Origin of the sequence: Pseudomonas sp. SW-3 (assembly GCF_016615645.1) — a bacterium.
GTDB lineage: Bacteria > Pseudomonadota > Gammaproteobacteria > Pseudomonadales > Pseudomonadaceae > Aquipseudomonas > Aquipseudomonas mandelii.
The window spans coordinates 1,826,297-1,850,960 of record NZ_CP067098.1 but is presented as its reverse complement, the minus strand read 5'-3'; the positions used below and the strand labels follow the sequence as shown (position 1 = coordinate 1,850,960).

At 59.6% G+C, this 24,664-nt stretch carries 25 protein-coding genes and 1 pseudogene; 8 read left to right on the top strand and 18 right to left on the bottom strand.

All coding sequences use genetic code 11. From position 1 onward, the window contains the following. Nucleotides 1-10: 10 nt before the first annotated feature. Both JIO00_RS08325 and JIO00_RS08320 read right to left on the bottom strand, forming a co-directional pair. Nucleotides 11-940, bottom strand: a complete 930-nt coding sequence (locus tag JIO00_RS08325) for an electron transfer flavoprotein subunit alpha/FixB family protein (RefSeq protein ID WP_154503809.1) — start codon at nt 938-940, stop codon at nt 11-13. Next, the gene (locus JIO00_RS08320) at nt 941-1,690 is read right to left on the bottom strand and encodes an electron transfer flavoprotein subunit beta/FixA family protein (RefSeq protein WP_010461775.1); all 750 of its coding nucleotides are present in this window, start codon (nt 1,688-1,690) and stop codon (nt 941-943) included. It lies immediately after the preceding gene. A gap of 549 nt (nt 1,691-2,239) precedes the next feature. Here JIO00_RS08320 and JIO00_RS08315 point away from each other — a divergent pair. Continuing rightward, complete coding sequence (locus JIO00_RS08315) at nt 2,240-3,904, top strand: electron transfer flavoprotein-ubiquinone oxidoreductase (RefSeq protein ID WP_010461777.1); 1,665 nt, start codon at nt 2,240-2,242, stop codon at nt 3,902-3,904. Between the two features lie 100 nt (nt 3,905-4,004). Here the strand turns inward: JIO00_RS08315 and JIO00_RS08310 are convergent, their stop codons facing one another. Beyond that, on the bottom strand, nt 4,005-4,895 hold the full coding sequence (locus tag JIO00_RS08310; RefSeq protein WP_010461779.1) for an AraC family transcriptional regulator: 891 nt from the start codon (nt 4,893-4,895) through the stop codon (nt 4,005-4,007). Between the two features lie 190 nt (nt 4,896-5,085). Here JIO00_RS08310 and JIO00_RS08305 point away from each other — a divergent pair, with 190 nt between their 5' ends. Beyond that, nucleotides 5,086-6,138, top strand: coding sequence for an NAD(P)-dependent alcohol dehydrogenase (locus tag JIO00_RS08305; RefSeq protein WP_145308719.1), 1,053 nt, complete (start codon nt 5,086-5,088; stop codon nt 6,136-6,138). On the opposite strand, the gene JIO00_RS08300 is transcribed toward JIO00_RS08305, so the two are convergent. From JIO00_RS08300 to JIO00_RS08280, 5 genes are all read right to left on the bottom strand, one after another. Beyond that, nucleotides 6,135-6,938 carry an IclR family transcriptional regulator gene (locus tag JIO00_RS08300; protein WP_010461783.1) on the bottom strand — a complete coding sequence of 268 codons (804 nt, stop codon included), beginning with the start codon at nt 6,936-6,938 and terminating at the stop codon, nt 6,135-6,137. The genes JIO00_RS08305 and JIO00_RS08300 overlap by 4 nt on opposite strands. 60 nt (nt 6,939-6,998) lie before the next feature. Beyond that, nucleotides 6,999-8,309 carry an MFS transporter gene (locus tag JIO00_RS08295; protein ID WP_010461785.1) on the bottom strand — a complete coding sequence of 437 codons (1,311 nt, stop codon included), beginning with the start codon at nt 8,307-8,309 and terminating at the stop codon, nt 6,999-7,001. Between the two features lie 164 nt (nt 8,310-8,473). Next, nucleotides 8,474-9,622 carry a galactonate dehydratase gene (dgoD, locus tag JIO00_RS08290; protein ID WP_008152275.1) on the bottom strand — a complete coding sequence of 383 codons (1,149 nt, stop codon included), beginning with the start codon at nt 9,620-9,622 and terminating at the stop codon, nt 8,474-8,476. A gap of 45 nt (nt 9,623-9,667) precedes the next feature. Beyond that, nucleotides 9,668-10,288, bottom strand: a complete 621-nt coding sequence (locus JIO00_RS08285) for a 2-dehydro-3-deoxy-6-phosphogalactonate aldolase (RefSeq protein ID WP_077747979.1) — start codon at nt 10,286-10,288, stop codon at nt 9,668-9,670. A gap of 13 nt (nt 10,289-10,301) precedes the next feature. Continuing rightward, nucleotides 10,302-11,300, bottom strand: a complete 999-nt coding sequence (locus JIO00_RS08280; protein ID WP_200667954.1) for a 2-dehydro-3-deoxygalactonokinase — start codon at nt 11,298-11,300, stop codon at nt 10,302-10,304. A gap of 181 nt (nt 11,301-11,481) precedes the next feature. On the opposite strand from JIO00_RS08280, the gene JIO00_RS08275 reads away from it, so the two are divergent. Beyond that, the gene (locus JIO00_RS08275; RefSeq protein ID WP_077747981.1) at nt 11,482-11,925 is read left to right on the top strand and encodes a hypothetical protein; all 444 of its coding nucleotides are present in this window, start codon (nt 11,482-11,484) and stop codon (nt 11,923-11,925) included. Between the two features lie 55 nt (nt 11,926-11,980). On the opposite strand, the gene JIO00_RS08270 is transcribed toward JIO00_RS08275, so the two are convergent. From JIO00_RS08270 to JIO00_RS08255, 4 genes are all read right to left on the bottom strand, one after another. Continuing rightward, complete coding sequence (locus tag JIO00_RS08270; RefSeq protein WP_154912853.1) at nt 11,981-12,478, bottom strand: hypothetical protein; 498 nt, start codon at nt 12,476-12,478, stop codon at nt 11,981-11,983. A 6-nt stretch (nt 12,479-12,484) separates the two neighbouring features. After that, complete coding sequence (locus tag JIO00_RS08265) at nt 12,485-13,216, bottom strand: alpha/beta hydrolase (RefSeq protein WP_154503801.1); 732 nt, start codon at nt 13,214-13,216, stop codon at nt 12,485-12,487. Nucleotides 13,217-13,221: 5 nt separating this feature from the next. Then, complete coding sequence (locus tag JIO00_RS08260) at nt 13,222-13,716, bottom strand: PAAR domain-containing protein (protein WP_200667952.1); 495 nt, start codon at nt 13,714-13,716, stop codon at nt 13,222-13,224. 199 nt (nt 13,717-13,915) lie between these two features. Beyond that, nucleotides 13,916-14,398, bottom strand: coding sequence for a GNAT family N-acetyltransferase (locus JIO00_RS08255; RefSeq protein WP_010461803.1), 483 nt, complete (start codon nt 14,396-14,398; stop codon nt 13,916-13,918). A gap of 212 nt (nt 14,399-14,610) precedes the next feature. Between JIO00_RS08255 and JIO00_RS08250 the strand changes: the two genes are divergently transcribed. The 5 genes and pseudogenes from JIO00_RS08250 to JIO00_RS08230 all read left to right on the top strand — a co-directional run. After that, nucleotides 14,611-15,264 carry an HD domain-containing protein gene (locus JIO00_RS08250; protein WP_200667951.1) on the top strand — a complete coding sequence of 218 codons (654 nt, stop codon included), beginning with the start codon at nt 14,611-14,613 and terminating at the stop codon, nt 15,262-15,264. A 112-nt stretch (nt 15,265-15,376) separates the two neighbouring features. Beyond that, nucleotides 15,377-16,582, top strand: coding sequence for an MFS transporter (locus JIO00_RS08245; RefSeq protein ID WP_200667950.1), 1,206 nt, complete (start codon nt 15,377-15,379; stop codon nt 16,580-16,582). Between the two features lie 84 nt (nt 16,583-16,666). Continuing rightward, a complete protein-coding gene (locus JIO00_RS08240) occupies nt 16,667-17,005 on the top strand; it encodes a hypothetical protein (protein ID WP_010461809.1) in 339 nt (112 codons plus the stop codon). Nucleotides 17,006-17,051: 46 nt separating this feature from the next. Continuing rightward, a complete protein-coding gene (locus JIO00_RS08235; RefSeq protein WP_010461811.1) occupies nt 17,052-17,306 on the top strand; it encodes a hypothetical protein in 255 nt (84 codons plus the stop codon). A gap of 100 nt (nt 17,307-17,406) precedes the next feature. Then, nucleotides 17,407-17,499 (top strand): annotated as a pseudogene (locus JIO00_RS08230) (Rho termination factor N-terminal domain-containing protein); the annotation flags it as partial. A 133-nt stretch (nt 17,500-17,632) separates the two neighbouring features. Here JIO00_RS08230 and JIO00_RS08225 read toward each other — a convergent pair. From JIO00_RS08225 to araG, 6 genes are all read right to left on the bottom strand, one after another. Continuing rightward, nucleotides 17,633-18,562, bottom strand: a complete 930-nt coding sequence (locus tag JIO00_RS08225; protein WP_200667949.1) for a PfkB family carbohydrate kinase — start codon at nt 18,560-18,562, stop codon at nt 17,633-17,635. Continuing rightward, nucleotides 18,555-20,021 (bottom strand): purine-cytosine permease family protein, encoded by a 1,467-nt coding sequence (locus tag JIO00_RS08220; RefSeq protein WP_077747988.1) that lies wholly within the window; start codon nt 20,019-20,021, stop codon nt 18,555-18,557. Before JIO00_RS08220 ends, JIO00_RS08225 begins: the two co-directional genes overlap by 8 nt. Nucleotides 20,022-20,233: 212 nt before the next feature. Then, complete coding sequence (locus JIO00_RS08215; RefSeq protein ID WP_077747989.1) at nt 20,234-21,232, bottom strand: ADP-ribosylglycohydrolase family protein; 999 nt, start codon at nt 21,230-21,232, stop codon at nt 20,234-20,236. Beyond that, a complete protein-coding gene (locus JIO00_RS08210) occupies nt 21,229-21,942 on the bottom strand; it encodes a GntR family transcriptional regulator (RefSeq protein ID WP_042932288.1) in 714 nt (237 codons plus the stop codon). Before JIO00_RS08210 ends, JIO00_RS08215 begins: the two co-directional genes overlap by 4 nt. Nucleotides 21,943-22,135: 193 nt before the next feature. Then, a complete protein-coding gene (araH, locus tag JIO00_RS08205) occupies nt 22,136-23,104 on the bottom strand; it encodes an L-arabinose ABC transporter permease AraH (RefSeq protein ID WP_010461824.1) in 969 nt (322 codons plus the stop codon). Between the two features lie 9 nt (nt 23,105-23,113). Further along, nucleotides 23,114-24,658 carry an L-arabinose ABC transporter ATP-binding protein AraG gene (araG, locus tag JIO00_RS08200; RefSeq protein WP_077747990.1) on the bottom strand — a complete coding sequence of 515 codons (1,545 nt, stop codon included), beginning with the start codon at nt 24,656-24,658 and terminating at the stop codon, nt 23,114-23,116. Between the last annotated feature and the right edge of the window lie 6 nt (nt 24,659-24,664).

Here is a 24,664-nt window from a genome sequence, read left to right as displayed (position 1 = left end):
AGCGACTGGATTAGACCAGCTTCTCGAACTCGGGGATGGCTTCGAACAGGTCAGCCACCAGGCCATAATCGGCCACCTGGAAGATCGGCGCTTCTTCGTCCTTGTTGATCGCAACGATCACTTTGGAGTCTTTCATGCCGGCCAGGTGCTGGATCGCGCCGGAGATACCGACGGCGATGTACAGCTGTGGAGCAACGATCTTGCCGGTCTGACCGACCTGCATGTCGTTGGGTACAAAACCTGCGTCGACCGCGGCGCGGGAAGCACCCACGGCAGCGCCCAGCTTGTCGGCCAGGGCGTACAGGTGTTTGAAGTTGTCGCCATTCTGCATGCCGCGGCCGCCGGAAACGACGATCTTGGCAGCGGTCAGTTCCGGACGATCGGACTTGGCCAGTTCTTCGCCAACGAAGCTGGAAGTGCCAGCGTCATGGGCAGCAGCAACCGCTTCAACCGACGCCGAACCACCTTCAGCGGCAACCGGGTCGAAACCGGTGGCACGCACGGTGATCACTTTCACTGCAGCGTTCGATTGAACGGTCGCGATAGCGTTACCGGCGTAGATCGGGCGCTTGAACGTGTCAGCGCTTTCGACCGAGATGATCTCGGAGATCTGGTCAACGTCCAGTTGAGCGGCAACGCGCGGCAGGATGTTTTTGCCGTTGGAAGTGGCGGCAGCCAGGACGTGGCTGTAACCAGCGCCCAGCTCGGCTACCAGCGGCGCGACGTTTTCCGGCAACTGATGAGCGTAGGCGGCGTTGTCGGCCACCAGCACTTTCGCCACGCCAGCGATTTTCGCAGCGGCCTCAGCCACGGCGCCAACGCCCTGGCCGGCAACCAGAACGTGGATGTCACCGCCGATTTTGGCAGCGGCAGCCACGGTATTCAGCGTGGCCGGGGCCACTACTTTGTTGTCGTGTTCAGCAATAACCAAGATAGTCATTTAGATTACCTTCGCTTCGTTTTTCAGTTTCTCGACCAGTTCAGCCACCGACTTGACCTTGATACCCGCGCTGCGTGCAGCTGGCGCTTCGACTTTCACGGTCTTGTTGGTGGAGGCGGTGGAAACGCCCAAAGCGTCCGGAGTCAGCACTTCGAGAGGCTTCTTCTTGGCTTTCATGATGTTTGGCAGGGACGCGTAGCGCGGCTCGTTCAAACGCAGGTCGGTGGTGACGATGGCCGGCAGTTTCAGGGAAACCGTCTGCGCGCCGCCGTCGATTTCGCGGGTCACGGCAACGGTGTCGCCGGACACTTCGACTTTCGAAGCGAAGGTGCCCTGACCGTAGCCGCTCAATGCAGCGAGCATCTGGCCAGTCTGGTTGTTGTCGCTGTCGATGGCTTGTTTGCCAAGGATCACCAGCTGAGGCTGTTCCTTGTCGACAACAGCCTTGAGCAGCTTGGCAACGGCCAGGGAAGTCAGATCTTCAGCGGATTCGACGAGGATGGCGCGGTCAGCACCCAGAGCCAGCGCTGTGCGCAGTTGCTCTTGAGCGGTGGTCGGGCCGATGGAGACGACGACGATTTCAGTCGCAACGCCTTTCTCTTTCAGGCGCACGGCTTCTTCCACTGCGATTTCGCAGAACGGGTTCATCGACATCTTGACGTTGGCGAGGTCGACGCCGGAATTGTCCGCCTTGACGCGAACCTTGACGTTGTAATCCACAACGCGTTTGACAGCTACAAGAACCTTCATGGATTCCTCGTTACTCTCCGGTGAAAAGAAAGTCGCCTAGGCGAACCTGGCGGTTTGATGCTCATCGGCGCAAGGGCACCTCTAAAAACGCTGGCAGGTGTATCGAGTGAACCTTGCTCACGAGGCGTGATGACCGTTCGTCAGTGGTGACCGACGAGTCATTCATTATCGCGGCGTGTAAACTGCGCACCAAAACTGCGCTGCGCATCACCCTGTACTGCCATCGCCCTGTCTTTAGAGGTGCTCTTGAACCCAACAGTCAGCCTACGGCGAGCGCAAAACCGACCGTATCTTGACCGGAACGCCTATTCCGGTCAATACGGCAAAATAGCCGTTCATAAGCCGCGTGACTTTGATTTCTCTGGCTTTGAGCCAATTCAAACAAACGTTTGTATTGGACGCTAGGAGTGGTGTAGATATAATGCGCCACCCAGAGAGAAAGATGGTCAATCGATTGTCCTGTTCCGCGCATTGCGCAGGAATTCATGGATGCGACACCAAACCTCCAATTAGAAAAAAAACTGTTGAGCCTTGAGTAGGAGATAACCTGTGGAACGCGAATACATGGAATTCGACGTGGTCATCGTCGGTGCCGGCCCCGCGGGTCTTTCCGCCGCCTGCCGCTTGAAGCAGAAGGCTGCTGAAGCCGGTAAGGAAATCAGCGTCTGCGTGGTCGAAAAAGGCTCCGAAGTCGGCGCACACATCCTGTCCGGCGCGATCTTCGAACCCCGCGCCCTGAACGAATTGTTCCCGGACTGGAAGGAGCTCGGCGCCCCGCTGAACACACCAGTGACCCGCGATGACATCTTCGTTCTGAAAAACGCCGACAGCGCGCAAAAAATTCCTGACTTCTTTGTGCCCAAGACCATGCACAACGATGGCAACTACATCATCTCCCTGGGCAACCTGTGCCGCTGGCTGGCCCAGCAGGCCGAGAACCTGGGCGTAGAAATCTACCCAGGCTTCGCCGCTCAGGAAGCGCTGTTCGACGAGAACGGCGTGGTTCGCGGAATCATCACCGGTGATCTGGGCGTTGACCGCGAAGGCCAACCGAAGGAAGGCCTGTACACCCCTGGCATGGAACTGCGCGGCAAGTACACGCTGTTCGCCGAAGGTTGCCGTGGCCACATCGGCAAGCAGCTGATCAAGCGCTTCAACCTCGATAGCGAAGCCGACGCCCAGCATTACGGCATCGGCCTGAAAGAAATCTGGGAAGTCGATCCGGCCAAGCATCAACCAGGCCTGGTGGTCCACACCGCCGGTTGGCCGATGGACATCATGGGCACCGAGAACACCGGTGGCTCGTTCCTCTACCACCTGGAAAACAACCAGGTGGTCGTCGGTCTGATCGTCGATCTCTCCTACAGCAACACTTACCTGTCGCCGTTCGACGAGTTCCAGCGCCTCAAGCATCACCCGGTGCTCAAGCAGTACCTGGAAGGCGGCAAGCGCATCAGCTACGGCGCTCGTGCCATCTGCAAAGGTGGCCTGAACTCGCTGCCGAAGATGGTATTCAAGGGCGGCGCACTGATCGGTTGCGACCTGGGCACCCTGAACTTCGCCAAGATCAAAGGCAGCCACACCGCCATGAAATCCGGCATGCTCGCCGCTGAGTCCGTGGCCGAGGCGCTGTTCGCTGAAAAAGACGGCACCGAAGAGTTGACCACTTACGTCGACGCCTTCAAGAAGAGCTGGCTCTACGACGAACTGTTCGCCAGCCGCAACTTCGGCCCGGCGATCCACAAGTTCGGCGCCATCGTTGGCGGCGGCTTCAACTGGCTCGACCAGAACATCTTCGGCGGCAAACTGCCGTTCACCTTGCACGACACCAAGCCTGATTACGCTTGCCTGAAGCTGGCGGCCGACTGCAAGAAGATCGACTACCCGAAACCGGACGGCAAGATCAGCTTCGACAAACTCAGCTCGGTGTTCATCTCCGGTACCAACCACGAAGAAGAGCAGCCGTGCCACCTGAAGCTGACCGATCCGAGCATTCCGATCGCCAAGAACCTGCCGCTGTACGATGAGCCTGCCCAGCGTTACTGCCCGGCCGGCGTGTACGAAGTGGTGACCAAGGAAGACGGCGAGAAGCGCTTCCAGATCAACGCCCAGAACTGCGTTCACTGCAAGACCTGCGACATCAAGGACCCTGCACAGAACATCACGTGGGTGGCGCCGGAAGGTGCTGGCGGCCCGACTTACCCGAACATGTAAGCCGAACGCCTGAACATCAAGGCTCCCGGAATGGGGGCCTTTTTGTTGCCCGCCATTTACCCCACACCATAATCCCCCTGTAGGAGGAACCATTACCCACTCAGGCAGCGCGCTCATCCCCCGGATTACGCTCAAAGTAGCGCTTGTACTCACGACTGAACTGCGACGTGCTTTGATACCCGACCCGATGCGCCACCTGCGCCACGCCCAACCCCTCGGCGAGCAACAACTGCTGCGCCTTGAGCAAGCGCAAGCGCTTCAAATACTGCACCGGCGACAACAACGTGCTGCGCTTGAAATGCTCATGGAAGGTCGACGCGCTCATGTTCGCGCAACTGGCCAGGGTTTCCACATTCAACGGCTCGGTGAAATGCCCGTGCAGATGGTTGAGCGAGGCTGCAATCCGGGCGAACTGCCCTTGCTGCTCCACCAGCGCACGCAACACATCGGCTTGCGGACCGCGTAACGCGACGAACAACAATTCCCGCAACCGCGCCGGCCCCATGACCTGGCATTCCAGCGGATCGTGCAGGCAACGCAACAGCCGCTCCACGCAACCACGCATCGCATCGTCGAGCACCGCCGACGTCATGGACTCCAGTGTTTGCGCAGGAACCGTGCGCCCCGGCACCAGGCCCATGGCCAACACCAACTCACCGAGCAACACTCGGTCGATGGCGATGGACACCCCGAGCATCGGCCCATCCGGCGCCGAAAACGTTTCGCACTCAAACGGCACCGGCAATGCCTGAATCAGGTAGTGCCCGGCGCCGTACTCCAACGTGCGCGGCCCCAAATACGCCAGTTTGCTGCCTTGGGCGATGATCACCAGGCTCGGCTCGTAGATCTGCGGACCACGGGCCACATCGCGACTGGCCCGTAAAACCTGGACGCCCGGCAACGCCGTAGGAGCGAAACCATCGCGAGTGGTCAGGGGCTCGATCAGCGAAACCAGCGTGGCATTCGCATCAAGATGACGGGTTAACAACATGAGAAATCTTCACAAAAAAGTCGCGGAAAAAGGTATGAAAGCATCATCGCAGGTCTGATCGCCCATTTGATCAAACGAACGCTGATGCCGGAGGAATAGGCATGACACCCGGAGGAATCGCCATGGCCCGTGGCAGGCACGGCGCCCAAAATGCGCCGCCTCACTTGTCATTGCTTTTGCGAGGTTCACCATGTACACCGCCATCGGATACGCCGCCCAGTCGGCTACCACTCCCCTCGCCCCCGTGAAATTCGAACGCCGCAGCCCAAGGGCCGACGATGTGGCAATCGATATTCTCTACTGCGGCGTCTGCCATTCCGACATCCATCAGGCCCGCAACGAGTGGGGCATTGCCGTTTACCCGTTGATGCCCGGCCACGAGATCGTAGGCAAAGTGACAGCGATAGGTGCGAACGTCACCCAACATAAAGTCGGCGATCTGGTCGGCGTCGGTTGCATGGTCGATTCTTGCCGCAGCTGCGAAGCCTGCCGGTCCAACCTCGAGCAATACTGCCTCGAAGGTCCGACCATGACCTACGCCACCCCGGACCGGGTCGATGGCAGCAACACCATGGGCGGCTACTCCGACAGCATCGTGGTCAGCGAGCATTTCGTTGTGCGCATCCCCGAGAAACTCGACCTGGCCAGTGCCGCGCCGATCCTCTGTGCCGGCATCACCACTTACTCGCCGCTAAAGCACTACGGCGTGAAGGCCGGCGACAAGGTCGGGATTCTCGGCATGGGCGGCCTCGGCCACATGGGCATCAAGTTCGCCAAGGCGATGGGCGCGGAAGTCACGCTGTTCACCCGCTCGGCGAGCAAGGCTGAAGAAGGTCGTCGTCAAGGGGCGGACCACGTGATCGTGTCCACCGATGCCGAACAGATGAAGGCCGCCGCAGGACATTTCGACTTCCTGCTGGACACCATTCCGGTGCAGCACGACCTCAATCCCTACCTCGATACGCTTCGTTTCGACGGCGTGCACATTATGGTGGGGTTGATCGAACCGGTCGATCCACCGGTCCACGCCGGCAAACTGGTGATGAGCCGTCGCGTGTTGGCCGGCTCGCTGATCGGCGGCATTGCCGAAACCCAGGAAGTGCTGGATTTCTGCGCCGAGCACAACATCACCTGCGACATCGAAATGCTCGACATCCGCCAGATCAACGAGGCTTACGCCCGCATGATCGCCGGTGACGTGAAGTACCGCTTCGTCATCGACATGGCGACGTTGAAGGTCTAAACCTTCGCGCCGAGTTCTGCCGAGAGCCGGGCCGTGACCCCTTTGATCAGGGGAATCAGCTCGGCCATTTTTTCCAGCGGCATGTACGGCACGGTGCTGGCGATGCTGATGGCGGCGACGATGCGTTTACTGGCATCACGGATCGGCGCCGCCACACAGCGAATCGACGGTTCGTTATCTTCCAGATCGAAGGCATAACCGCCGGCCACGTATTCGACCATGCGCTGCTGAAACTGCTCCCAGGACTGCTCCGGGTGCAGCGGCCAGAACAGATTTTTCCCACCCGCCGGCAGGCTGACTTCGTACAGCCGTTGCCATTCTTCCTGCGAGTCATCCAGCATCAAGGCCTTGCCGATCCCGGTGCGCGCCAACGGCATGCGATGGCCGACCCGCGAGCGCATTTCCGGGCCATTGCGCCCCGGATTCTTGTGCAGGTACAGCACCTCGTCGCCTTCACGAATCGCCAGGTGAATGGTGTCGCCGGTCAACGCCGACAACTCGTCCAGATACGGCCCGGCCAGAGTCACCAGCGGCAACTCTTCACGCGCCTGGAAACCCAGCTCGATCAGCTTCGGCCCCAGCAGGTAACCGACTTGCGGCACCACGCGCAGGTAACGCTCGTCCACCAGGCAACTGGCCAGACGATGGGTGGTGCTGCGCGTCGTACCGATCAACCGGGCGATTTCCTTGAGATCGCGGGCGCCGCTGGCCACGGCCTGAACCACACCCAGGCCACGAAGCAGTGTCTGAGTGCCGGTCGGCGCGGCGTCCTTGGCGATTTTTGGGGCGTCTTCCTGCATATCCAGCCTTTACCGTTGAGCGAGTGAACGGGCGGCATTATGGTCGCCCGATGGCTGCCACTACAACTTGATACGCTCGACCTTGCCGACCAGCAGGATGTAGGAAAGCGCGCCAATCAATGCAAGAACCGAGATGTAGGTGATCGCCGGGGCGAACGAATCACCGGTTGCCAGGAAACCGATGACAATCGGCGTGGTAATCGCCGACAGGTTGCCGATGAAGTTGAACACCCCACCGGTCAATCCGAGCAACCGCGCCGGAGCGAGCGTTGATACCAGTGACCAGGTGATCGAAGCCAGCCCGTTACCGAAGAACGCTAACGCGAGGAAGGCAATCACCAGCGGTGTCGATTCAACGAAATTGGCGCCGATGATCGAGGTGGAAATCAGCAACCCGCCAATGATCGGCAATTTGCGCGCGAAGCCCACGGTGTAGCCGCGACGGATCAGGAAGTCGGAGAAAAACCCGGAACACAGCACGCCGATAAAGGCGGCGAGAAACGGCAGCGACGCCAACAGGCCGGACTTGATGAAGTCCATGCCACGGTATTTCACCAGGTAGGTCGGGAACCACGTCAGAAAAAACCACAGCGTCGAGTTGAGGCAGAACTGACCGAGGTAGATGCCCCACAACTTGCGTTTGGTCAGAACGATGCCGAGGTCGGTCCAGCTGAATTTCGCCTTGACCTTGGCTTGCTCGGCCTGGATATCCACCAGCCCGCCACCTTCGCGGATCAGCTCGATTTCGGCGTCGTTGGCACCTTTGAAGTCCCGTGGCTCGCGATACACCGCGTACCAGATCACCGCCCAGAGAATACCGACCGCACCGGTGCTGACAAACACCATGTGCCAGCCAAATTCATGCTGCAGCCAGGCGAGTACCGGCGTCAGGAACGCCAATCCCACGAACTGTCCGGAGGTATAGAAACCGATGGCCGTGGCGCGTTCGCGTTCGGGGAACCAGGTGGTCACCACCCGACTGTTGATCGGATACGCCGGCGCTTCCAGGGCACCGACTGCCATGCGCAACACGAACAGTGCGATGAAGCTGGCGGCGAAGCCGAGCATGACGGTGGCGATTGACCATAGCAGCAACGCAACGCTGTAAAGGATGCGCGGCGGCACCCGATCCACCAGCCATCCGCCGGGGATTTGCATAGCGGCGTAAGTCCAGCCGAAGGCCGAGAAAATCAGCCCGACGTGGATCGGGTCGATGCCCAGTTCGCTGGTCAGCGCGGGGGCGGCGATAGACAGGTTGCTGCGGTCGAGGTAGTTGATGACCACGGTGATGAACAGCAGCACCATGATGAAAAACCGCTTGCGGCTGGGCGCCACCAACGACGCCTGCCCGGTAAGGGTTTGCGGTTGCATGGGGAATGCCTCTTCTTATGTTTATTGAGGTCGTGATCGTTCCCACGCTCCGCGTGGGAATACAGCCAGGGACGCAGAGCGCCCCAAGAGCGGACGCAGAGCGCCCGGTGAGGCATTCCCACGCAGAGCGTGCGAACGATCACCATGGTGGAGTCAGGAGGAACTCACCACTCAGCAAAACTGCCATCGGCATGGCGCCAGATCGGGTTGCGCCAGCGGTGGCCGACAGCGGCGCGTTCGATCACGTATTCCTCGTTGATCTCAATGCCCAGGCCCGGGCCGTTCGGGATCTTCACGAAGCCTTTGTCGTAATCGAACACTCGCGGATCTTTCACGTAATCGAGCAGGTCATTGCTCTCGTTGTAATGGATGCCCAGGCTCTGCTCCTGGATGAACGCGTTGTAGCAAACCGCATCCAGTTGCAGGCACGCCGCCAGGGCAATCGGACCCAACGGGCAATGCAGCGCCAGCGCCACGTCGTAGGCCTCGGCCATGTTGGCGATCTTGCGGGTTTCGGTGATGCCACCGGCGTGGGAGGCATCCGGCTGGATGATGTCGACGTAACCTTCGCTGAGCACACGCTTGAAATCCCAGCGCGAAAACAAGCGCTCGCCAAGGGCAATCGGGGTGCTGGTCAGCGGCGCCAGTTCCTTCAGCGCTTCGTAGTTTTCGCTGAGCACCGGCTCTTCGATAAACATCAGTTTGTACGGATCGAGTTCCTTCATCAGCACCTTGGCCATGGGCTTGTGCACCCGGCCATGGAAGTCCACACCGATGCCGACGTTCGGGCCCACCGCGTCACGCACGGCGGCAACGTTGGCCAGGGCGAGGTCGACTTTCTCGAAGGAGTCGAGGAATTGCAGCTCCTCGGTGCCGTTCATTTTCACCGCCGTGAAACCACGCTCGACCGCTTCTTTCGCCGCGCGAGCGGTGTCCGCCGGACGGTCGCCACCGATCCACGAATACACGCGAATCTTGTCCCGCACCTGACCGCCCAGCAAATCGCTGACCGACACCCCCAAGGCCTTGCCCTTGATATCCCACAACGCCTGATCGATACCGGCCAGGGCGCTCATGTGAATCGCGCCGCCGCGGTAGAAGCCGCCGCGGTAGAGCACGGTCCAGATGTCTTCGATGTTGCGTGGGTCTTTGCCGATCAGGTAGTCGGACAATTCTTCAACGGCAGCGGCGACGGTATGTGCGCGGCCTTCGACCACGGGCTCGCCCCAGCCGGTCACGCCTTCGTCGGTTTCGACCTTGAGGAAGCACCAGCGCGGCGGAACGATGAAGGTGGTGAGTTTGGTGATTTTCATCTGTTGTCTCTCTTATAGATGTAGCGCGCTCGGCGCCAGAAAGTCTTAACGCAGAGCGTTCCATGCAGCGACATAGGCCTTGGCGTTTACCGCCACGTCCTCAGGCGTCATGCCTGGTTTGAACAACCCGGAACCCAATCCGAAACCTTTCACACCGGCGTCGATAAACACCTGCATGTTGTCCGGCGTGATCCCGCCAACCGGCGCCAGAATGGTTCCGGCCGGCAGCACCGCGAGCCAGGCTTTGACGACTGCCGGCCCCATCTGCTCGGCCGGGAACATCTTCAGCACGTCCGCCCCTTCGGCCAATGCGGCGAAGGCTTCGGTCGGCGTAGCAACGCCCGGCGACAGGTACAACCCTGCCGCTTTTGCTGCCCGCAACACTTTGGCATCACTGTGCGGCATGACGATCACCTGACCGCCCGCCGCTTTCACTTGCTCGACCTGTTCCGGTGTCAGCACCGTACCCGCGCCGATCAGGCAATCGGCGGGCAAAGTACTGCGCAGGATGCGGATACTGTCGTAGGGCTCAGGGGAATTAAGCGGCACTTCGATGACGCGAAATCCGGCGGCATAAAGGACTTCGCCAATGGCGGCCGCTTCTTGCGGGCGCAGGCCGCGCAGGATCGCGATCAGACCGTTTTGCGCCAGTGCTTGCTTGAGCATGTCAGACCTCCAGTCAGGTTGAACGGGATGGGTGTGCGGCGATCAGTCCGGCGGCGACCGCCAATTGCCACAACCCGCGTTCGGTGGCTTGTTCGGCCAGGGTCACGCGGGCAAAACCACAGGCGTCGAGGGCCCGGCTGTAGCGGGCACACAGTTGGGAGTTGCCAATGAGGATGATTGAAGGCAGGTGAACGCTGTTGTGTCGGCGTCGCTGAACGTTGGCCAGCGCCGACAGTTCGTGGCCGATCAGCAGGCCGGACAAGTAATCCGGTTGGGCAGTGGCGCAGAGCTCACCGGTCAGCCCGAGGCTGCGGGCGCTGAACAGCGTCGACAACGGACCGATCTCGCCCTCCGCCGACAGCGCCACTTGCACACCGCGATCAAACGCCTGGTCATCAAACGACGCGCCCTTTTGCTGGGTACGCCCGAGAATGCTGTGTTCACTGAGCACGGCGAAGATCTCGCCGGTCATGAAGGTGTCGAAATGCACGATGCAGCCGTCGGCCACTTCCACCCATTTCGAATGACTGCCTGGCAGGCCGATCAACAGGTCAGCGCCCTGCTCGACCGGCAGATTCTGCAGGACACCCAGCACTTGGGTTTCTTCGCCGCGCATCACGTTCGGCAAGCGCGAACGCTGAATCACGCCCGGCACGATGTGCACATCAACACCGCGAAGACTGCGAAGGGTTTGTAGGGAATTTCCGAGATTGGCGACGTTCGCCGGTGTATCGCAGTAGGCCGCTTCGCGCCAGCCCTGGGCGCTGCCGACCATGCCACAGGCAATCACCGGCAAATCCGGCTGCGCGTCGAGCCAGTCACCGCACGCCTCGTCGAAGGCCAGTTCAAAACCGTCGGCGCATTCCTGACCGTTGATGATTCGGGGTGTCCGGGGCAGCTGCATGATCCCGGACGACAGCGAACGCTGTTCCAGCACCTGGCCACCCGCGGCGAGTTTGTAAGCACGTAATGAGGTCGTCCCCCAATCGAGCGCGATCAATTGCGCCAGCATCGCTTCACCTGTTTTGTTTATTGGCAGTGAGTGAGCTGGACTATAAACCCTGACGCGGAGAAATCTCAATATATAAATATGACTCCCATATTGTGGGATTTACAGGTGTGACAGGATTTTCTTCGCCAACGCCTTAAAATGCCCGGCCATCGGAACGGCACCCAGCCCTCAAGGAAGAAAAATGAAGATTGCTTTAAAGGCGCTGCTGTTCTGCAGTGCTCTCTGGTCCACCGCAGCATTCAGCGCATCGAAAGAATTGAAGGTGGGCGATATCTGGGCCTACAAAAACCGGCCGGGCGAGGATGGATCGACACTGACGATCCTGAAAATCGAAAATTATCCAAAATTGGGCAAGGTTATTCACATCAGGGTCGATGGCTTTCAGATGATCAATCCGGTGACAGGTAGCGAGTTCAATGAAATGCCACACCTACCCTTCCAGGCAAAAGCCTTGGAACGCAGCATCACCCACCGGGTGGGGGAAACTGCAGAGATTACGGATTTCAGTCAGGGTTATATGGCATGGCGAACGGCCTTTGATGAGAGGAAGGCCGGGGCTTTCAAGATTACTGTTCGACAAGTCCTCGACGGATTGATCAAGAGTAATTGGGAAGCCAGTGACTGAGTTATTGAGAGGCTGTTTATCCCGGCAAAACATCCTCGAATCGCATGGATTCGTTTTACTGGTGAGCAATAGCCTTCAACAGCTCTGCGGTCGGCACGTGCATGACTTGGGAGAAGTACGTATTGTATGTAGTAGTATGAACTCGATAAACACACGAAATAAAATCACGTTTCTTCAATAGCGGAATAAGGGCCTCTCCTTCCAAATAATTCTCTCCTCCTTTTCCGCTTTCCGACTCACTAAAAATGACATTCGCTCGATAGAGCGATGGTGCAGACTCACTCACTTTTTCCACCAAACCAAAACCGGAACGCTTTATATGGTGCGCTTCGCTAAAATCAAGATCACCCTCTAAAGAACAGACTAACCCCTCACCTATTCGCGACTTAAATAACCCAATAAGCTCCACATCGGAATTGAAAAAAACCTGGTAAATTCCAGTATTACGAAGTTCGTTTACACTGGAATACTCAAGTGTTGCGACAGGTCTTCCGTGATTGAGAGAACACGATGCACTCATCAAGATTGCTAAAAACAAAAAAAATTTATGCATCCAGAATCACTCCCTGAAGTAGTTCAAAATCGATTCATTGAATATTTGGCGGGCAGACTTGCCTCCTGGCAATGTCTGCACAAACATTCTGTCTGCATCAGCATGGTTAACATCCACCCGCCCCATCACATTGGGTCCTTGTGTTACTTCCCACTGTTCACCAAAGTCCGCGACCAGATCCGACGCATTCCAGTCTACCGCTGCTGCCCGAATATTCACCCAATAGTCAGCCTTGGGGATCGGCTCTCGTCTATAGATACTTGAGATGCCGTAAACAATTTTCCCTTCACCCACGGGGTCCAGTGTAATCAGCATTTTTACTTTGAAGCCTTTGTCTGTCAGTACACTGGAAAGGTGGGCACCATTCCAGCCGCCGAGACTGTGACCAACGATGTAAATCGCGGAGGAGCAATTAGGTATTCTACTCAACACATTGCGCTCAAGATCATCATCACTAATAAAAGCATTATAACTGAGCGCCCATGAAGGACAGCGCTTCAAAATCTCTAGTTGTTTTGCGTCGTCAACAGCAATTCGACGCACATAATCGATATTATTATTAGGCCCTGTGCCGTAGTAACTTTCCTGATCGCCCGCACCACCAATAAAAAATATAACCAAGTCTCGCAAGGTGACAGGCACCTGCTTAACAGCCTGATCAGTCTTACAGGTCAATGTATGTATTTTTACTTCTCTTTTAGGTAACGCTTGTTTCACCGCCGCAGTTTCACCCGCCATGCCAATCACTCCACAAACAATTTAATGGTCTCGGCCAAATGGGAACTGACTGTGTGAGTAAACCCGGACGCATCCGTCACGCCATGCTCTTCGCTGCCGTCACCACGTTGAATGGTATAGGGGTGATAAGGAATCGGCCCACCGGTCGCGTCATTCACCACTTTTAATCTGTCGGTAAAATGCACCGGCATCGGAAGCAACCCACTAAAAGCTGCTCCGCCTCCGCTTTGCCCGATGATAACGGTCCCGGAACCGCCGATAACTACGTTGCCGTGCCCGCCCGTGCTATCGAGGGTTGCGGCGTTGAGACCATTGATGAATACCGTCCCCGAAACAGCGCCGGTAATCGGGCTGCCACAGGCAGATTTGTCCGTCATGCGAGCAGCTGCCAGACCATCGAAGAAAACATCTGGTGATCCAGAAACAATCGGATTGGTGCCATGTCCGGGTAACGGGCACGAAGTAGGGTCTGTAACGCGCGCAGCAGGTTTTCCACTCAAGTTAAAGCTCCTTGCTTTTGAGTTTTATAGCGATGGTGGCAACCATCAGGGCGCAAAGGAAATGCACCACCATCGTTCAACCAACCGGACAGTCGATGGCGAACATGACGAGTGTCGAGTGATGAAGACGTCATAGACATTGCAGGTGTCATCCGTGAGCGCGCAAAGGCGCAGAGGATGACGGACTAGACGGGTAGGATCAACTCCCCTCAGCAAACTCGCGCAACACCTTCCCATCCATCCGATACCGGACCCACTCTTCCTGCGGCTGCGCGCCCAACGACTTATAAAATTCGATCGCCGGTTTGTTCCAGTCCAGCACGCTCCATTCGAAGCGCCCGCAGTCATTGGCGCAGGCGATTTTGGCGAGGTGGCGCAGCAAGGTTTTACCGGCGCCGCCACCGCGTTGCTGGGGGGTGATGTAGAGGTCTTCGAGGTACAGGCAATTGCTGCCGAGCCAGGTGGAATAGCTGAAGAAGAACACCGCGAAGCCGATCGGCAAGCCGTCGCGCAGGCAGATCAGGCCATGGGCGGTGGCGCCTTCGCTGAACAGGCTGCGTTCGATGTCGGCAACGCTGGCGATGACTTCGTGACGGGCACGTTCGTAGTCGGCCAGTTCAGTGATGAACCCGAGGATTTGCGGTGCATCGCTGGGGGTTGCCGGGCGGATCTCGATCGTCATGGACGTGCCTTTGTCGAAAGTTGAAAACGCCATACTAAGTCGGCGCGTGGTTTGTGGCGAGGGAGCTTGCTCCCGTCCGAGTGCGAAGCAGTCGTAAAGGCTGGCAACTAGGTTTTAACTGAAATACCTTTGCTCCCGGGATGGGGTTGCTTCGCAACCCGGCGGGAGCAAGCGCCCTCGCCACAAAAGCGCGTTCACTTCAAAGGAAAGTCATGGCCACTGATGCTTTCGCGCCGCTGCAACTTCTCGCAGCGCAACTGCTACCCCACGCACTGGAACCCTCGGAAGATGGCGCCCACGATGGGGCCCATCTGCAACGGGTGTGGCACAACGTGCGAACGCTTCATGCTGAAGAAGGCGGCGATCTCGGAGTGCTGCTGGCGGCGGTGCTTTTGCATGATTGCGTGGCGGTGGAAAAGAATTCGCCGTTGCGCTCACAGGCCTCACGCCTGGCTGCTGAAAAAGCATCTGCCGTGCTAAGCGACATGGCTTGGCCAAGTGCAAAAATCAGCGCAGTCGCCCACGCCATCGAAGCCCACAGCTTTTCCGCCAACATCACCCCGTCCTCGCTCGAAGCCAAAGTCCTGCAGGACGCCGACCGCCTCGACTCCCTCGGCATGCTCGGCGTAGCGCGCACGTTCTATATCGCCGGACGCATGGGCAGCGCCCTTTACGACCCGCAAGACCCGGAAGCGACAGCGCGGGACTACGATGACAAACGCTTTTGCCTCGATCACTTTCAGACCAAGTTGCTGCACCTGGCGGACGGTTTCCAGACGATCACCGGCCAGCGGCTGGCGCGCGTCAGGCATGAGCGCCTGAAGGGTTTTATGGTGCTGTTCAAGGAAGAAATCGGCATCACCTGAGCGCATTACTCCGGCCCGCGCTAACCCTGGCATCGATAACCCCAGACCTAACAATGTCGAGGTACATGGTAGATAGAGGGTCAGCGTTTTTATCGGGTCAAGGAACCGCGTCATGTCTACCGCTACGCCCCACGTCTCAAGCAGAGTGTTCGGCCTGTTTTGCCTCGCCAGTTATTTGCTGTCGCTGTCCTACGGCTCGACCTTCCTGTTGTCACTGTTGATCGGTTCACGGGGCGGCAACGAACATGATGCCGGCAGTGTGATTTCGGCGGCGATGCTCAGCACATTTGCGGCGGTAGTTGTCTCCGGGCACCTGTCTGACCTGCTCGGCGCGGCGCGTTCGATTGCGCTGTTCGGCGCGTTGTTGGTGGCGGCCAGCCTGGGCTTCGCGCTGACGCCGGGGTTCGGCAATCTGTTGCTGTTTTTCGGACTGCTGCTGGGGCTGGGCTGGGGGGTGTTTTACACCTTGGGGCCGATGATCGTGGCGAGCCTGGTGACGCCCGCGCAACGCGCGAAATACTTTGCGCTGCTGTCGGGCAGCATGATGACCGGGATCGGCAGCGGGCCGCTGTTGGGCCGCGCGGCCAGTGCGTTCGGTTATCCCGTCACCGCCGCCTTTTACCTTGCCGCGCTGGCCAGCCTGATGGGTGTGTTGCTGTTCTGGCGGCTGCATTCGCAACTGAAAAAAACGCCCTCGCCTACCGCCACTGTCGCCCGCATTTCCTGGCGTGCGACGACTCAGGTGCTGTCGTCGAAGGCAGTGTTTCCGATCATCATGGTCGGCCTCGGCGGGTGCGTATTCGGCGGCCTGTCGAGCTTTCAAACCAGTTACGCAGCGTCTCGCTCGCTGGATTACTCGCTGTTCTTTTTCGGCTTCATGGGCGCGGCAATCAGCAGCCGGATGTTGATCGCCGGGATTGTGGTCAAGCGCGATGCATTGCGCGCTTCGTGCCTGCTGTCAGGCGTGATGGCGGGTTCGATTGTGCTGTTCAGCTTCGTGGTCGATAGCGAGCTCAGCTACGTGCTGGCAGCGATGATGCTCGGGGTCGGCTACGGGCTGACGTACTCGGTGATCAATGGCCTGGCGGCGAACGAAACGCCCCACGGCACCACTTCGCAATCGTTGTTGCTGTTCAGCCTGTCGTACTTCATCGGTGTATTCGGCTTTCCATTGCTCGCCGGGAAGATCATCGTCGAACACGGAATGACGACACTTCTACTCACAGTTCTCGCCATAGGGCTGTTGAACTGGCTGATCACCTTGGGCCGCTTGATCTGGCGTCGGGTCGACAGCAGCAAATCGTTGCAACAGGCCTGAACCGTTCGTCGTTCATCAGGCACCAATCCAAATCGGGGGCGGACCAACATCAGGTAAGGACTCTAATTAAATGGAGACGACACCATGATCATGTCCCGCTTGACCGCCCTCGCTCTCGCCACGCTGTTGTCCTCTGCCGCTTTCGCGGCGACCACCGCCACGGGTACCGGCCCGACCAACCCGGTCGAAGGTCAGAAAAATCCGACCACCCAAGGCTCGCCCGGCATGAACACCAACGGCACGGGCGTCGACAGCAGCCAGCCTCCGTCAACGGGCACCGACCCACGGATTCAGGGCAACGATACGGGCCGCCAAGGTGGCATGAACATGCCGGACACCCAGACACCGGATAACGCCGGCGCCGGCATGGGCTCGAAAACCACCACCGGTGGCTCGGGTTCCGAAGGCGGCGCCAGCCAATAGTTCGCCCACGCGAGTTTCACCTATCCACATCCATGAAGAGGTAACCATGAACGTCGATAACAACCTTGAGAAAGAAGTCCTGACCCGTCTGCTGCACGCCCATCCAAATGGCTTGGGCAAGGAGGTCCTGGACAATTACCGGGGGGAGAAAATCGTGGCCAGCACCCTCGCCACGCTGCAGGATCGCGGGCTGATTCAGCACGGGCATGTGACCTGCAACGAGGCCGGCGAACACTCGCTGCAACTGCCGATCAAACTCAGCGCGGCTGGGGTTGAGGCGGCGCGCAAGCTGGACGTTTAACAAGATGGATCAGGTCGCAGTCGTGCGCGGCTGCGACCGTTTGAGCGACTCTACAAGTAGCAGGAGAAATCCCATGCCTCGTGGAAGCAAAGACAAATACAGTTTGAGGAAGGAAGCGACTTCTAAGAAGATTCCGGGGCGCTCGAGCATGCGTAAACAAGAGTTGATTGAGGCGTTGCGCAAGGCTGGGTAGAAGCCTGATTTTTTTTATTGAATGTAGTGGCCCCTTCGCGGGCAAGCCTCGCTCCTACGGGTTCGGGTTGTAGCGAAAATCCGCGTATGACCAAATCCCTGTAGGAGCGAGGCTTGCCCGCGAAAGCGTTATGTCAGGCGCCGAAAGTCTTCCTGATTAATGCATTCACTTCAGCAGTCCCAGGCGAAGTCGCCGGCCCCCACCGAGTGACTGCCAGCGCCGCCGCCGCATTCGCCCGCCGCGCCGCTTCACTCGCCGCCAACCCTCGCGCCAACCCGGCCAAAAACACCCCGGCATGGGCATCGCCAGCACCATTGCTGTCTACCGCCTCAACCTTGAAACCGGGCAGATGCTCTCGCTCGCCGCGCTGACTGATCCAGCACCCTTGCGGCCCATCGCGCACCACCATCAACACCTCGGCCGGCAGGTGATCGGTGAGCCTGTCCAGCGCCTCGGCAATGTCCGCCGCCCCGGTAAACCGCAGCGCCTCGACACTGTTGCTGGTCCACAGATCAATGCGCGGCAACAACGCCTGCATCAATGGCGCGTCCGGCGAGTCCACCAACGGGCCGGGATCGAACACCACGTTGATCACTTTCGGCAAACCCAGCACCCAATCCAGCAGCGCCTGGGCCTTGCCGACATGCAACAGGCTGTAGCCACTGACATACACGTAGTCACCCGCCTCGGCCGGCACGCTCGCCAGGTCCTCGGTGGTCAATTCGCCCTCGGCGCCGATGTAGGAAATGAAACTGCGCTCAGCCGAGGCATCGGTCACCGCAACGCACAACCCCGTATCCCGTTCGGCCTTGTGTGCGATGCCGATCCGAATGCCTTCAACCTTCATCGCCTCACGGGCCAGGTCGCCGAAACGACCGGTGCCATGACGACCGAGGTAGACCACCGGCAGCCCGTTACGCGCGGCGGCGGCCATCACGTTAAACCCTCCGCCGGCTTCGAAACTGGCGGATTGCGCCAGCACATCGCCGCCCGGTTGCGGCAGTTTGTCCACGGCCATGACCAGGTCGATGATGACCTGGCCGGTGTGCAGCAATCTAGGCATGAGCGTTCTCGGTCATTGCGGCACGACGATCCCTGGCCCCACCGAGTACAAAATAAATCCCGCCGGCCACCAGGAACGTCACGATCCAGCCCAGGCCGTTATGGCCCAGCCACGAATCCGAAAGAAAACCGCGGAACCAGACGTTTTGTTCGGTGGTGCCAATGGTGGTGAAGCTGAAGCCCAGCACGATCGCCAGCGCCCACGCGCCAAACGCGCGCCATTCGATACCGCCGTTGTACCAGTAGGCACTGCTCGGGCTGACGTCCAGCAAATCTTTGGGGCTGTAGTAATGACGATGTATCAGGTCAACGACGAAGATCCCGACCCACGCCGTGATCGGCACCGCCAGCAGCGAAATGAAGGTAATGAACGGGCCGTAGAAACTGTCGGCGATCAGCATGAAGTAGATCGAACCGGCGAAGATCGCGACGATGTCGACCACCACGGCGTAGACGCGCTTGACCTTGAGGCCGAGGGTCAGCGTGGTCAATCCGGCGGAATACACCGACAGGTTGTTCGACAGCAGCAGCCCGCCGAACGCGGTGATCAGGTACGGCACGGCCATCCAGGTTGGCAGCATGTCGCGGATCGCGATGATCGGATCGGTGGCCGAGGCCAGGTCGTTGTTGCCCACCGACAGCAGGCCGCCGAGGGTAATCAGCAGCACCAGCGGAATCCCCGCACCAAAGGCCGCCGACGCGACCAGGCGCACGGCTTTGACGCTGCGATGCTGATAGCGCGACATGTCGGCACCGGCATTGGCCCAGCCGATCCCGGTGCCGGCGGCCATGGTGCCGATGCCGATGATCATCGCGCTCAAAGGTGCAGGCGTGGCGTTGAACACCGCGCTCCAGTCGATGGTGGCGCAGAGGAAGCCGCCGACCAGAATGTTCAGCGCACCGAACACATAAGTCGCCCACTTCTGGATCACCAGCAAAGTAGCGTGACCAAGGCCGGAAACCGACAAAGTCAGCAGCACGAAAATCGCGATGAAGACCAGGGTCAACACCGGTGCGCTTTTGGCCTCCACCGGCGAACCGAACAGGATTGAGCACAGCGACAGCAGCACGAAGGCGGCGGTGGTGGTGTTGACGGTTTCCCAGCCCAGCCGCGACATCAGCGAAACCAGGGTCGGGCCGATGTTGCCGCGCACCCCGAAGATGGCGCGCGACAGCGTCAGGCTCGGTGCACGACCACGACGACCGGCGATGGAGATGATCCCGACCACCGCGAAAGAACCGGCGGCGCCGAGGATCGCAACGATGATCGCCTGCCAGATCGCCAACCCGCGAAACGCCACCAGCGTGGCACCCAGCGGCAGGCCGAGAATGGAAATGTTAGCCGCGAACCAGACCCAGAACAGTTGCAGCGGGTGACCGTTGCACTCCGCTTCCGGCACCGGTTCGATGCCGCGGGTTTCCAGTTGCCCGGCGCTTTGCCCGGCGTTCGATGAACTCATGAAAATGCTCCTGTTGCCTTTGTTGTGGTTGTGGGCAATGACGGAAGACGAAACTACATCCCGGCGATCCTGGCCGTATTCGTGCTTTCCATTGCGGGGTTATCAATTCGAATAGGCGGTGCGCCCATCGCGAGCAGGCTCGCTCCCACAGGGATAATGCAAGCCGCACGGTACCTGTGGGAGCGAGCCTGCTCGCGAAGAGGCCAGGTCAGTCAGCGCAAGGCCAGAAGCCCTTTTACCAAAGGTTCCAGCTCCAGATCATTAACGGCTTTGACCTGTTCGATCATCGCCACCGGCCAACTCCCAAGCCCCAGGCAGGCCCCGAGCATCGCGCCCAGTATCGCCGCGATGGTATCGGTGTCACCGCCCAGGCTCGCGGCCATGCACAGCGCTTCGAAGGCGTTCATTTCACCAACGGCCACTTGTTGCGCCAGGGCAAACGAGACCACGACCGATTCCTGCGAAGCCACCGACGTGCCGATCACGTCGTACAGCAAATCCGCCAGCAACGCTTTGTCACTGTCGACGCTGATGGTCCGCGCCCAGCTGATGCGCGAGGCAATCCGTCCGCCCGCCACCCAGTGGCCATGACTTTCGGCTTGTTGGGCGATCTGCTGACCGAGGTTCAACGCCTCGCCCAGGTCCATGCCGTTGATGCCGGCCGAAACCACTGCCGCCACCGCCGCCGCACTGGAAATTCCCAGCGTGGTGTTGTGGGTGACCTGGCAGGCCTGCACGACGGCGCTTATAAAACGTTCAGGCTGGGCGACATCCGTGGCGATACCGACCGGCGTGATGCGCATCGCCGCGCCGTTGGTGGTGCCGTAGCGCCCCGCTTCTTCCGGCGAGTGGCCGGCCAGGATCATTTCGATTGCGCGCTTGGTCGAAGGGCCGAGTAAGTCTTGAGAACCCTTGGCCTGCATCCCGGCCTCCCATTCGATCAGCCGCTGAGCGAGCACGGCCGGTTCGATCCGGCCCTCACCGGCCACCAACAATTGACCGACCAGAATCGCCTGTTCGGTGTCGTCGGTGATCGAGCCCTTGGGCATGTTGGCGGCAATCGGCTGATCGGGGCCGGCGTCTTGCAGATCAGTGATCGCACCGAAGCGCGCCGAGATCTCGGCGCGGCTCAGGGATTGCGTCGGCATGCCCAGCGCATCGCCCAGGGCCAGTCCGTAGAACGCGCCGAGCGCACGGTCGAGCGCGGTCATTTCGACTCTCCAAACTGCAGGTGCAGACGAAAATGCACCGGGTCGAGCAAGCTTTCGACCTGTTCCATGAACCGGTTTTGCCGGTCGTAGGTGGTGCGCAAGGCTTTGAGGAAGACGGTGCCCACCGGACGACCGAGCAACGCGGCGTCTTCGGCGTTCAAGGGTTCTGCGCCGATCCATTGATCGCCGCGTTCACCGATGTAGCCGTAGGCGGCCAGGGTGATGGTCAGGGAATTGTCGATGAGGCCGACCCGCGGCAGGCTTTCCAGGCCTCCGGTGGCGGGCATCAATGAGCGTTCGAGGGACACCAGCTTGCCATCGGTGGAGCGACGGCGCCGGTCGAGGGTGATGAATTGGTCGGTGCCGAAGCGCGGCAGCAAATCAGGCCGCGTGACGGCCTCCAGCCGCAGCACTTCGGTATTGATCAGCGCCCCGCTGTCGGCGAGCGCTTGCGCCCAGCCGCTGCGTTGATCGAGCACCACACCGTCGAAGGTGACGATGGAGCCGACGCCGCTTTGGGTCGCGATGTAGTTGCGTCGTTTCAACTCGGCAAGGGCCTCACGCAGCGTGCCGCGGCTGACTTTGAATTCTTGAGCCAATTGATGCTCGCCCGGCAACAGAAAGCCGTCCTCCATGAGGCCGCTTTCAATCCGCCGGATGAGTTCGTCGACCACCCGTTGTTTCTTGTCAAATCGTACCTGTCTAATCATGTACAAAGTGATAACCGAAACGCGATGGTGCGGGCAAGGACTTTTTAAGGGAGGTGACGGAAGGAGTAATCACTGTGGCGGGGAGCTTGCTCCCGCTCGAGTGCGCAGCACTCGCAAAATCCTGAATCAAAACAGTGATTTTGGGGCCGCTGCGCAGCCCAGCGGGAGCAAGCTCCCTCGCCACAAAGCGAAGTTAACGTTGTTTGAGACGATCAATCACGACGGCCAACAGCAAGATCGAACCGCGAATCACGTATTGATAGAACGTGTCGATGTTCTTCAGGTTCATCGCATTCTCAATGATCGCCAGAATCAACACCCCGGCAATCACATGCCGGATCATGCCGATCCCGCCGCTCAACGACACCCCGCCCAGCACGCACGCCGAGATCACCGTCAACTCAAACCCTTGGCCAATCATCGGCTGCCCGGAGGTCATCCGCGACGCCAGAATCACCCCGGCCAACGCGCCAATCACACCGTGCACGGCAAAGATGATGATCTTGGTCCGGTCAACGTTCACCCCGGCCAGCAACGCCGCTTCCTGGTTGCCGCCGATGGCCATGGTATTGCGCCCGTAGGTGGTGTAATTCAACAGCCAGCCGAAAAACAGGAAGCACACGATGGTGATCAGGATCGGCACCGGCACGCCAAACAACTGGCCGTTACCAAAGACGAAGAACGACTCCTGCGACACGCCGACCGCTTTGCCATTGGCAAAAATGTAAGCCAGGCCACGAACGATCTGCATGGTCGCCAGGGTGGTGATCAACGCGTTGACCCGCAGCTTGGCGATGACGATGCCGTTGATCAGCCCGACAATCAGCCCCATCACCAGCGCCGCACTCACGCCGAGAAACACACTGTCGGTGTCGCGCATCACCACCGCCGCGACCACGCCGGCACAGGCAATCACCGAGCCCACCGACAAATCGAAATGCCCGGACGCCAGGCAATACAGCATGGTGCAGGCCGCGATGCCCGTTGTCGAAATCGCCAGGCCCAGGCCGCGCATGTTCAGCGGCGACAGGAAGTTGTCGATCAGCAGCGTGCACAGCACGAAGATCCCGACCGCCGCCAGCAGCATCACCCAGTCGTCGAGAAAGCGCCGCAGGTCCAGAGGTTTGCGTGCAGTGGGCAGAGCGTTGTTTTGGATGGTCATAGTCACCTCTCAGTTCGCCACGCCGTCAGCACGTTGGCGCGGCAAAGCCAGTTGCAGCAGGTTGGATTCATTGGCCTCTGCGCGAGACAACTCGCCGCGCATCGCGCCTTCGCAGAGCACCAGGATGCGGTCGGAAATACCCATCACTTCCATCAGGTCGCTGGACACCACGATCACCGCGATGCCGCTGGCAGCCAGGTTATGGATGATCTGGTAGATCTCGGCTTTCGCGCCGATATCGATGCCGCGCGTCGGTTCATCGAGCAACAGGACTTTCATCGGCATCGACAGCCAGCGGCCGAGAATGGCCTTCTGCTGATTGCCGCCGGACAGGTACATGATTTTCTGCTCGGCGCTGGGCGTCTTCACTTTCAGTGCCTTGATCTGCTTGTCGGCGTTGCCCTTTTCCCACAAGCCGCGCAACAGGCAACCGAACGTGGAATGGGCGCCGCGCGCGCTGATGTTGATGTTCTCGGCGACGCTGGCGAGCGGCAGGATGCCCTCCTTCTTGCGATCTTCGGGACACAGCAGAATCCCGGCCGCGATGGCATCACGGGGGGAACGCAGTTTCACCTCATGACCACGAAGCTCCAGGCGTCCGGCGGTGTTGCGCGTCAGCCCGCTGAGTATCCGGAACAGCTCGGTACGCCCCGCGCCCACCAGGCCGAACAGCCCGAGAATCTCGCCCTTGTGCACCTCGAAACTCACCGGTTCACGCAGTCCCGGCCCGAGCAAACCGTCAACCTTGAGCGCCACGGCGCCCCGCTGGCGGCTGCGGTAATCGTAGATATCCTGAATGTCGCGCCCGACCATGCACGTCACCAACTGGTCGTGGGTCAGTTCGCTCATGTCCTCGAACGTGCGCACGTAGCGGCCGTCCTTGAACACCGTCACCGCGTTGCAGATGCGGAACACTTCTTCCATGCGATGGGACACGTAAAGCACCACTTTGCCTTCGTCACGCAGACGCCCGATGATCGCCATCAAGCGATCGATTTCCCGCGCCGACAGGCTGCTGGTGGGTTCGTCGAAGGCAATCACATGCGCGCCACGGGACAACGCCTTCGCAATCTCCACCAGCTGTCGCTGACCGAGGGACAGGCGCCCGACTTTCTCTTGCGGGTCGATTTCATCGGCCAGGCCTTTGAGGCAGGCCAACGCTTGCTGGCGCAGCGCGCCTCGATTGATCAGGCCGAAACTGGCCGGCAGATGACCGAGGAACAGGTTCTCCGCCACGGTCATTTCCGGGACCAGATGCAGCTCTTGATGGATCACCGCCACCCGACTGGCGATGCTGTCGGCGGTGGACTTGAAGACCATCGTCTGCTCGCCGATCTGCAGGTCGCCGCTGCTCGGCGTGTAAGCACCGCCGAGGATTTTCAGCAGGGTCGATTTGCCGGCACCGTTCTCGCCCATCAAGGCGTGAACCTGCCCCGGATGAGCGACGAAACTGATGCCATCCAGCGCCTTCACCCCGGGAAACGTCTTGCCGATCCCGTTGAAGCGCAGGCTGCCGCCGACGCTGTGCTCATGTGTCTGTACTTGCGCGTGCATAAAACC

Bases quoted from the DNA above. Each gene is read 5' to 3' on its own strand.
- JIO00_RS08325 (WP_154503809.1), bottom strand. From the start codon at position 940: ATGACTATCTTGGTTATTGCTGAACACGACAACAAAGTAGTGGCCCCG.
- JIO00_RS08320 (WP_010461775.1), bottom strand. From the start codon at position 1,690: ATGAAGGTTCTTGTAGCTGTCAAACGCGTTGTGGATTACAACGTCAAG.
- JIO00_RS08310 (WP_010461779.1), bottom strand. From the start codon at position 4,895: ATGTTGTTAACCCGTCATCTTGATGCGAATGCCACGCTGGTTTCGCTG.
- JIO00_RS08305 (WP_145308719.1), top strand. From the start codon at position 5,086: ATGTACACCGCCATCGGATACGCCGCCCAGTCGGCTACCACTCCCCTC.
- JIO00_RS08300 (WP_010461783.1), bottom strand. From the start codon at position 6,938: ATGCAGGAAGACGCCCCAAAAATCGCCAAGGACGCCGCGCCGACCGGC.
- JIO00_RS08295 (WP_010461785.1), bottom strand. From the start codon at position 8,309: ATGCAACCGCAAACCCTTACCGGGCAGGCGTCGTTGGTGGCGCCCAGC.
- dgoD (WP_008152275.1), bottom strand. From the start codon at position 9,622: ATGAAAATCACCAAACTCACCACCTTCATCGTTCCGCCGCGCTGGTGC.
- JIO00_RS08285 (WP_077747979.1), bottom strand. From the start codon at position 10,288: ATGCTCAAGCAAGCACTGGCGCAAAACGGTCTGATCGCGATCCTGCGC.
- JIO00_RS08280 (WP_200667954.1), bottom strand. From the start codon at position 11,300: ATGCTGGCGCAATTGATCGCGCTCGATTGGGGGACGACCTCATTACGT.
- JIO00_RS08275 (WP_077747981.1), top strand. From the start codon at position 11,482: ATGAAGATTGCTTTAAAGGCGCTGCTGTTCTGCAGTGCTCTCTGGTCC.
- JIO00_RS08270 (WP_154912853.1), bottom strand. From the start codon at position 12,478: ATGCATAAATTTTTTTTGTTTTTAGCAATCTTGATGAGTGCATCGTGT.
- JIO00_RS08265 (WP_154503801.1), bottom strand. From the start codon at position 13,216: ATGGCGGGTGAAACTGCGGCGGTGAAACAAGCGTTACCTAAAAGAGAA.
- JIO00_RS08255 (WP_010461803.1), bottom strand. From the start codon at position 14,398: ATGACGATCGAGATCCGCCCGGCAACCCCCAGCGATGCACCGCAAATC.
- JIO00_RS08250 (WP_200667951.1), top strand. From the start codon at position 14,611: ATGGCCACTGATGCTTTCGCGCCGCTGCAACTTCTCGCAGCGCAACTG.
- JIO00_RS08245 (WP_200667950.1), top strand. From the start codon at position 15,377: ATGTCTACCGCTACGCCCCACGTCTCAAGCAGAGTGTTCGGCCTGTTT.
- JIO00_RS08240 (WP_010461809.1), top strand. From the start codon at position 16,667: ATGATCATGTCCCGCTTGACCGCCCTCGCTCTCGCCACGCTGTTGTCC.
- JIO00_RS08235 (WP_010461811.1), top strand. From the start codon at position 17,052: ATGAACGTCGATAACAACCTTGAGAAAGAAGTCCTGACCCGTCTGCTG.
- JIO00_RS08225 (WP_200667949.1), bottom strand. From the start codon at position 18,562: ATGCCTAGATTGCTGCACACCGGCCAGGTCATCATCGACCTGGTCATG.
- JIO00_RS08220 (WP_077747988.1), bottom strand. From the start codon at position 20,021: ATGAGTTCATCGAACGCCGGGCAAAGCGCCGGGCAACTGGAAACCCGC.
- JIO00_RS08215 (WP_077747989.1), bottom strand. From the start codon at position 21,232: ATGACCGCGCTCGACCGTGCGCTCGGCGCGTTCTACGGACTGGCCCTG.
- JIO00_RS08210 (WP_042932288.1), bottom strand. From the start codon at position 21,942: ATGATTAGACAGGTACGATTTGACAAGAAACAACGGGTGGTCGACGAA.
- araH (WP_010461824.1), bottom strand. From the start codon at position 23,104: ATGACCATCCAAAACAACGCTCTGCCCACTGCACGCAAACCTCTGGAC.
- araG (WP_077747990.1), bottom strand. From the start codon at position 24,658: ATGCACGCGCAAGTACAGACACATGAGCACAGCGTCGGCGGCAGCCTG.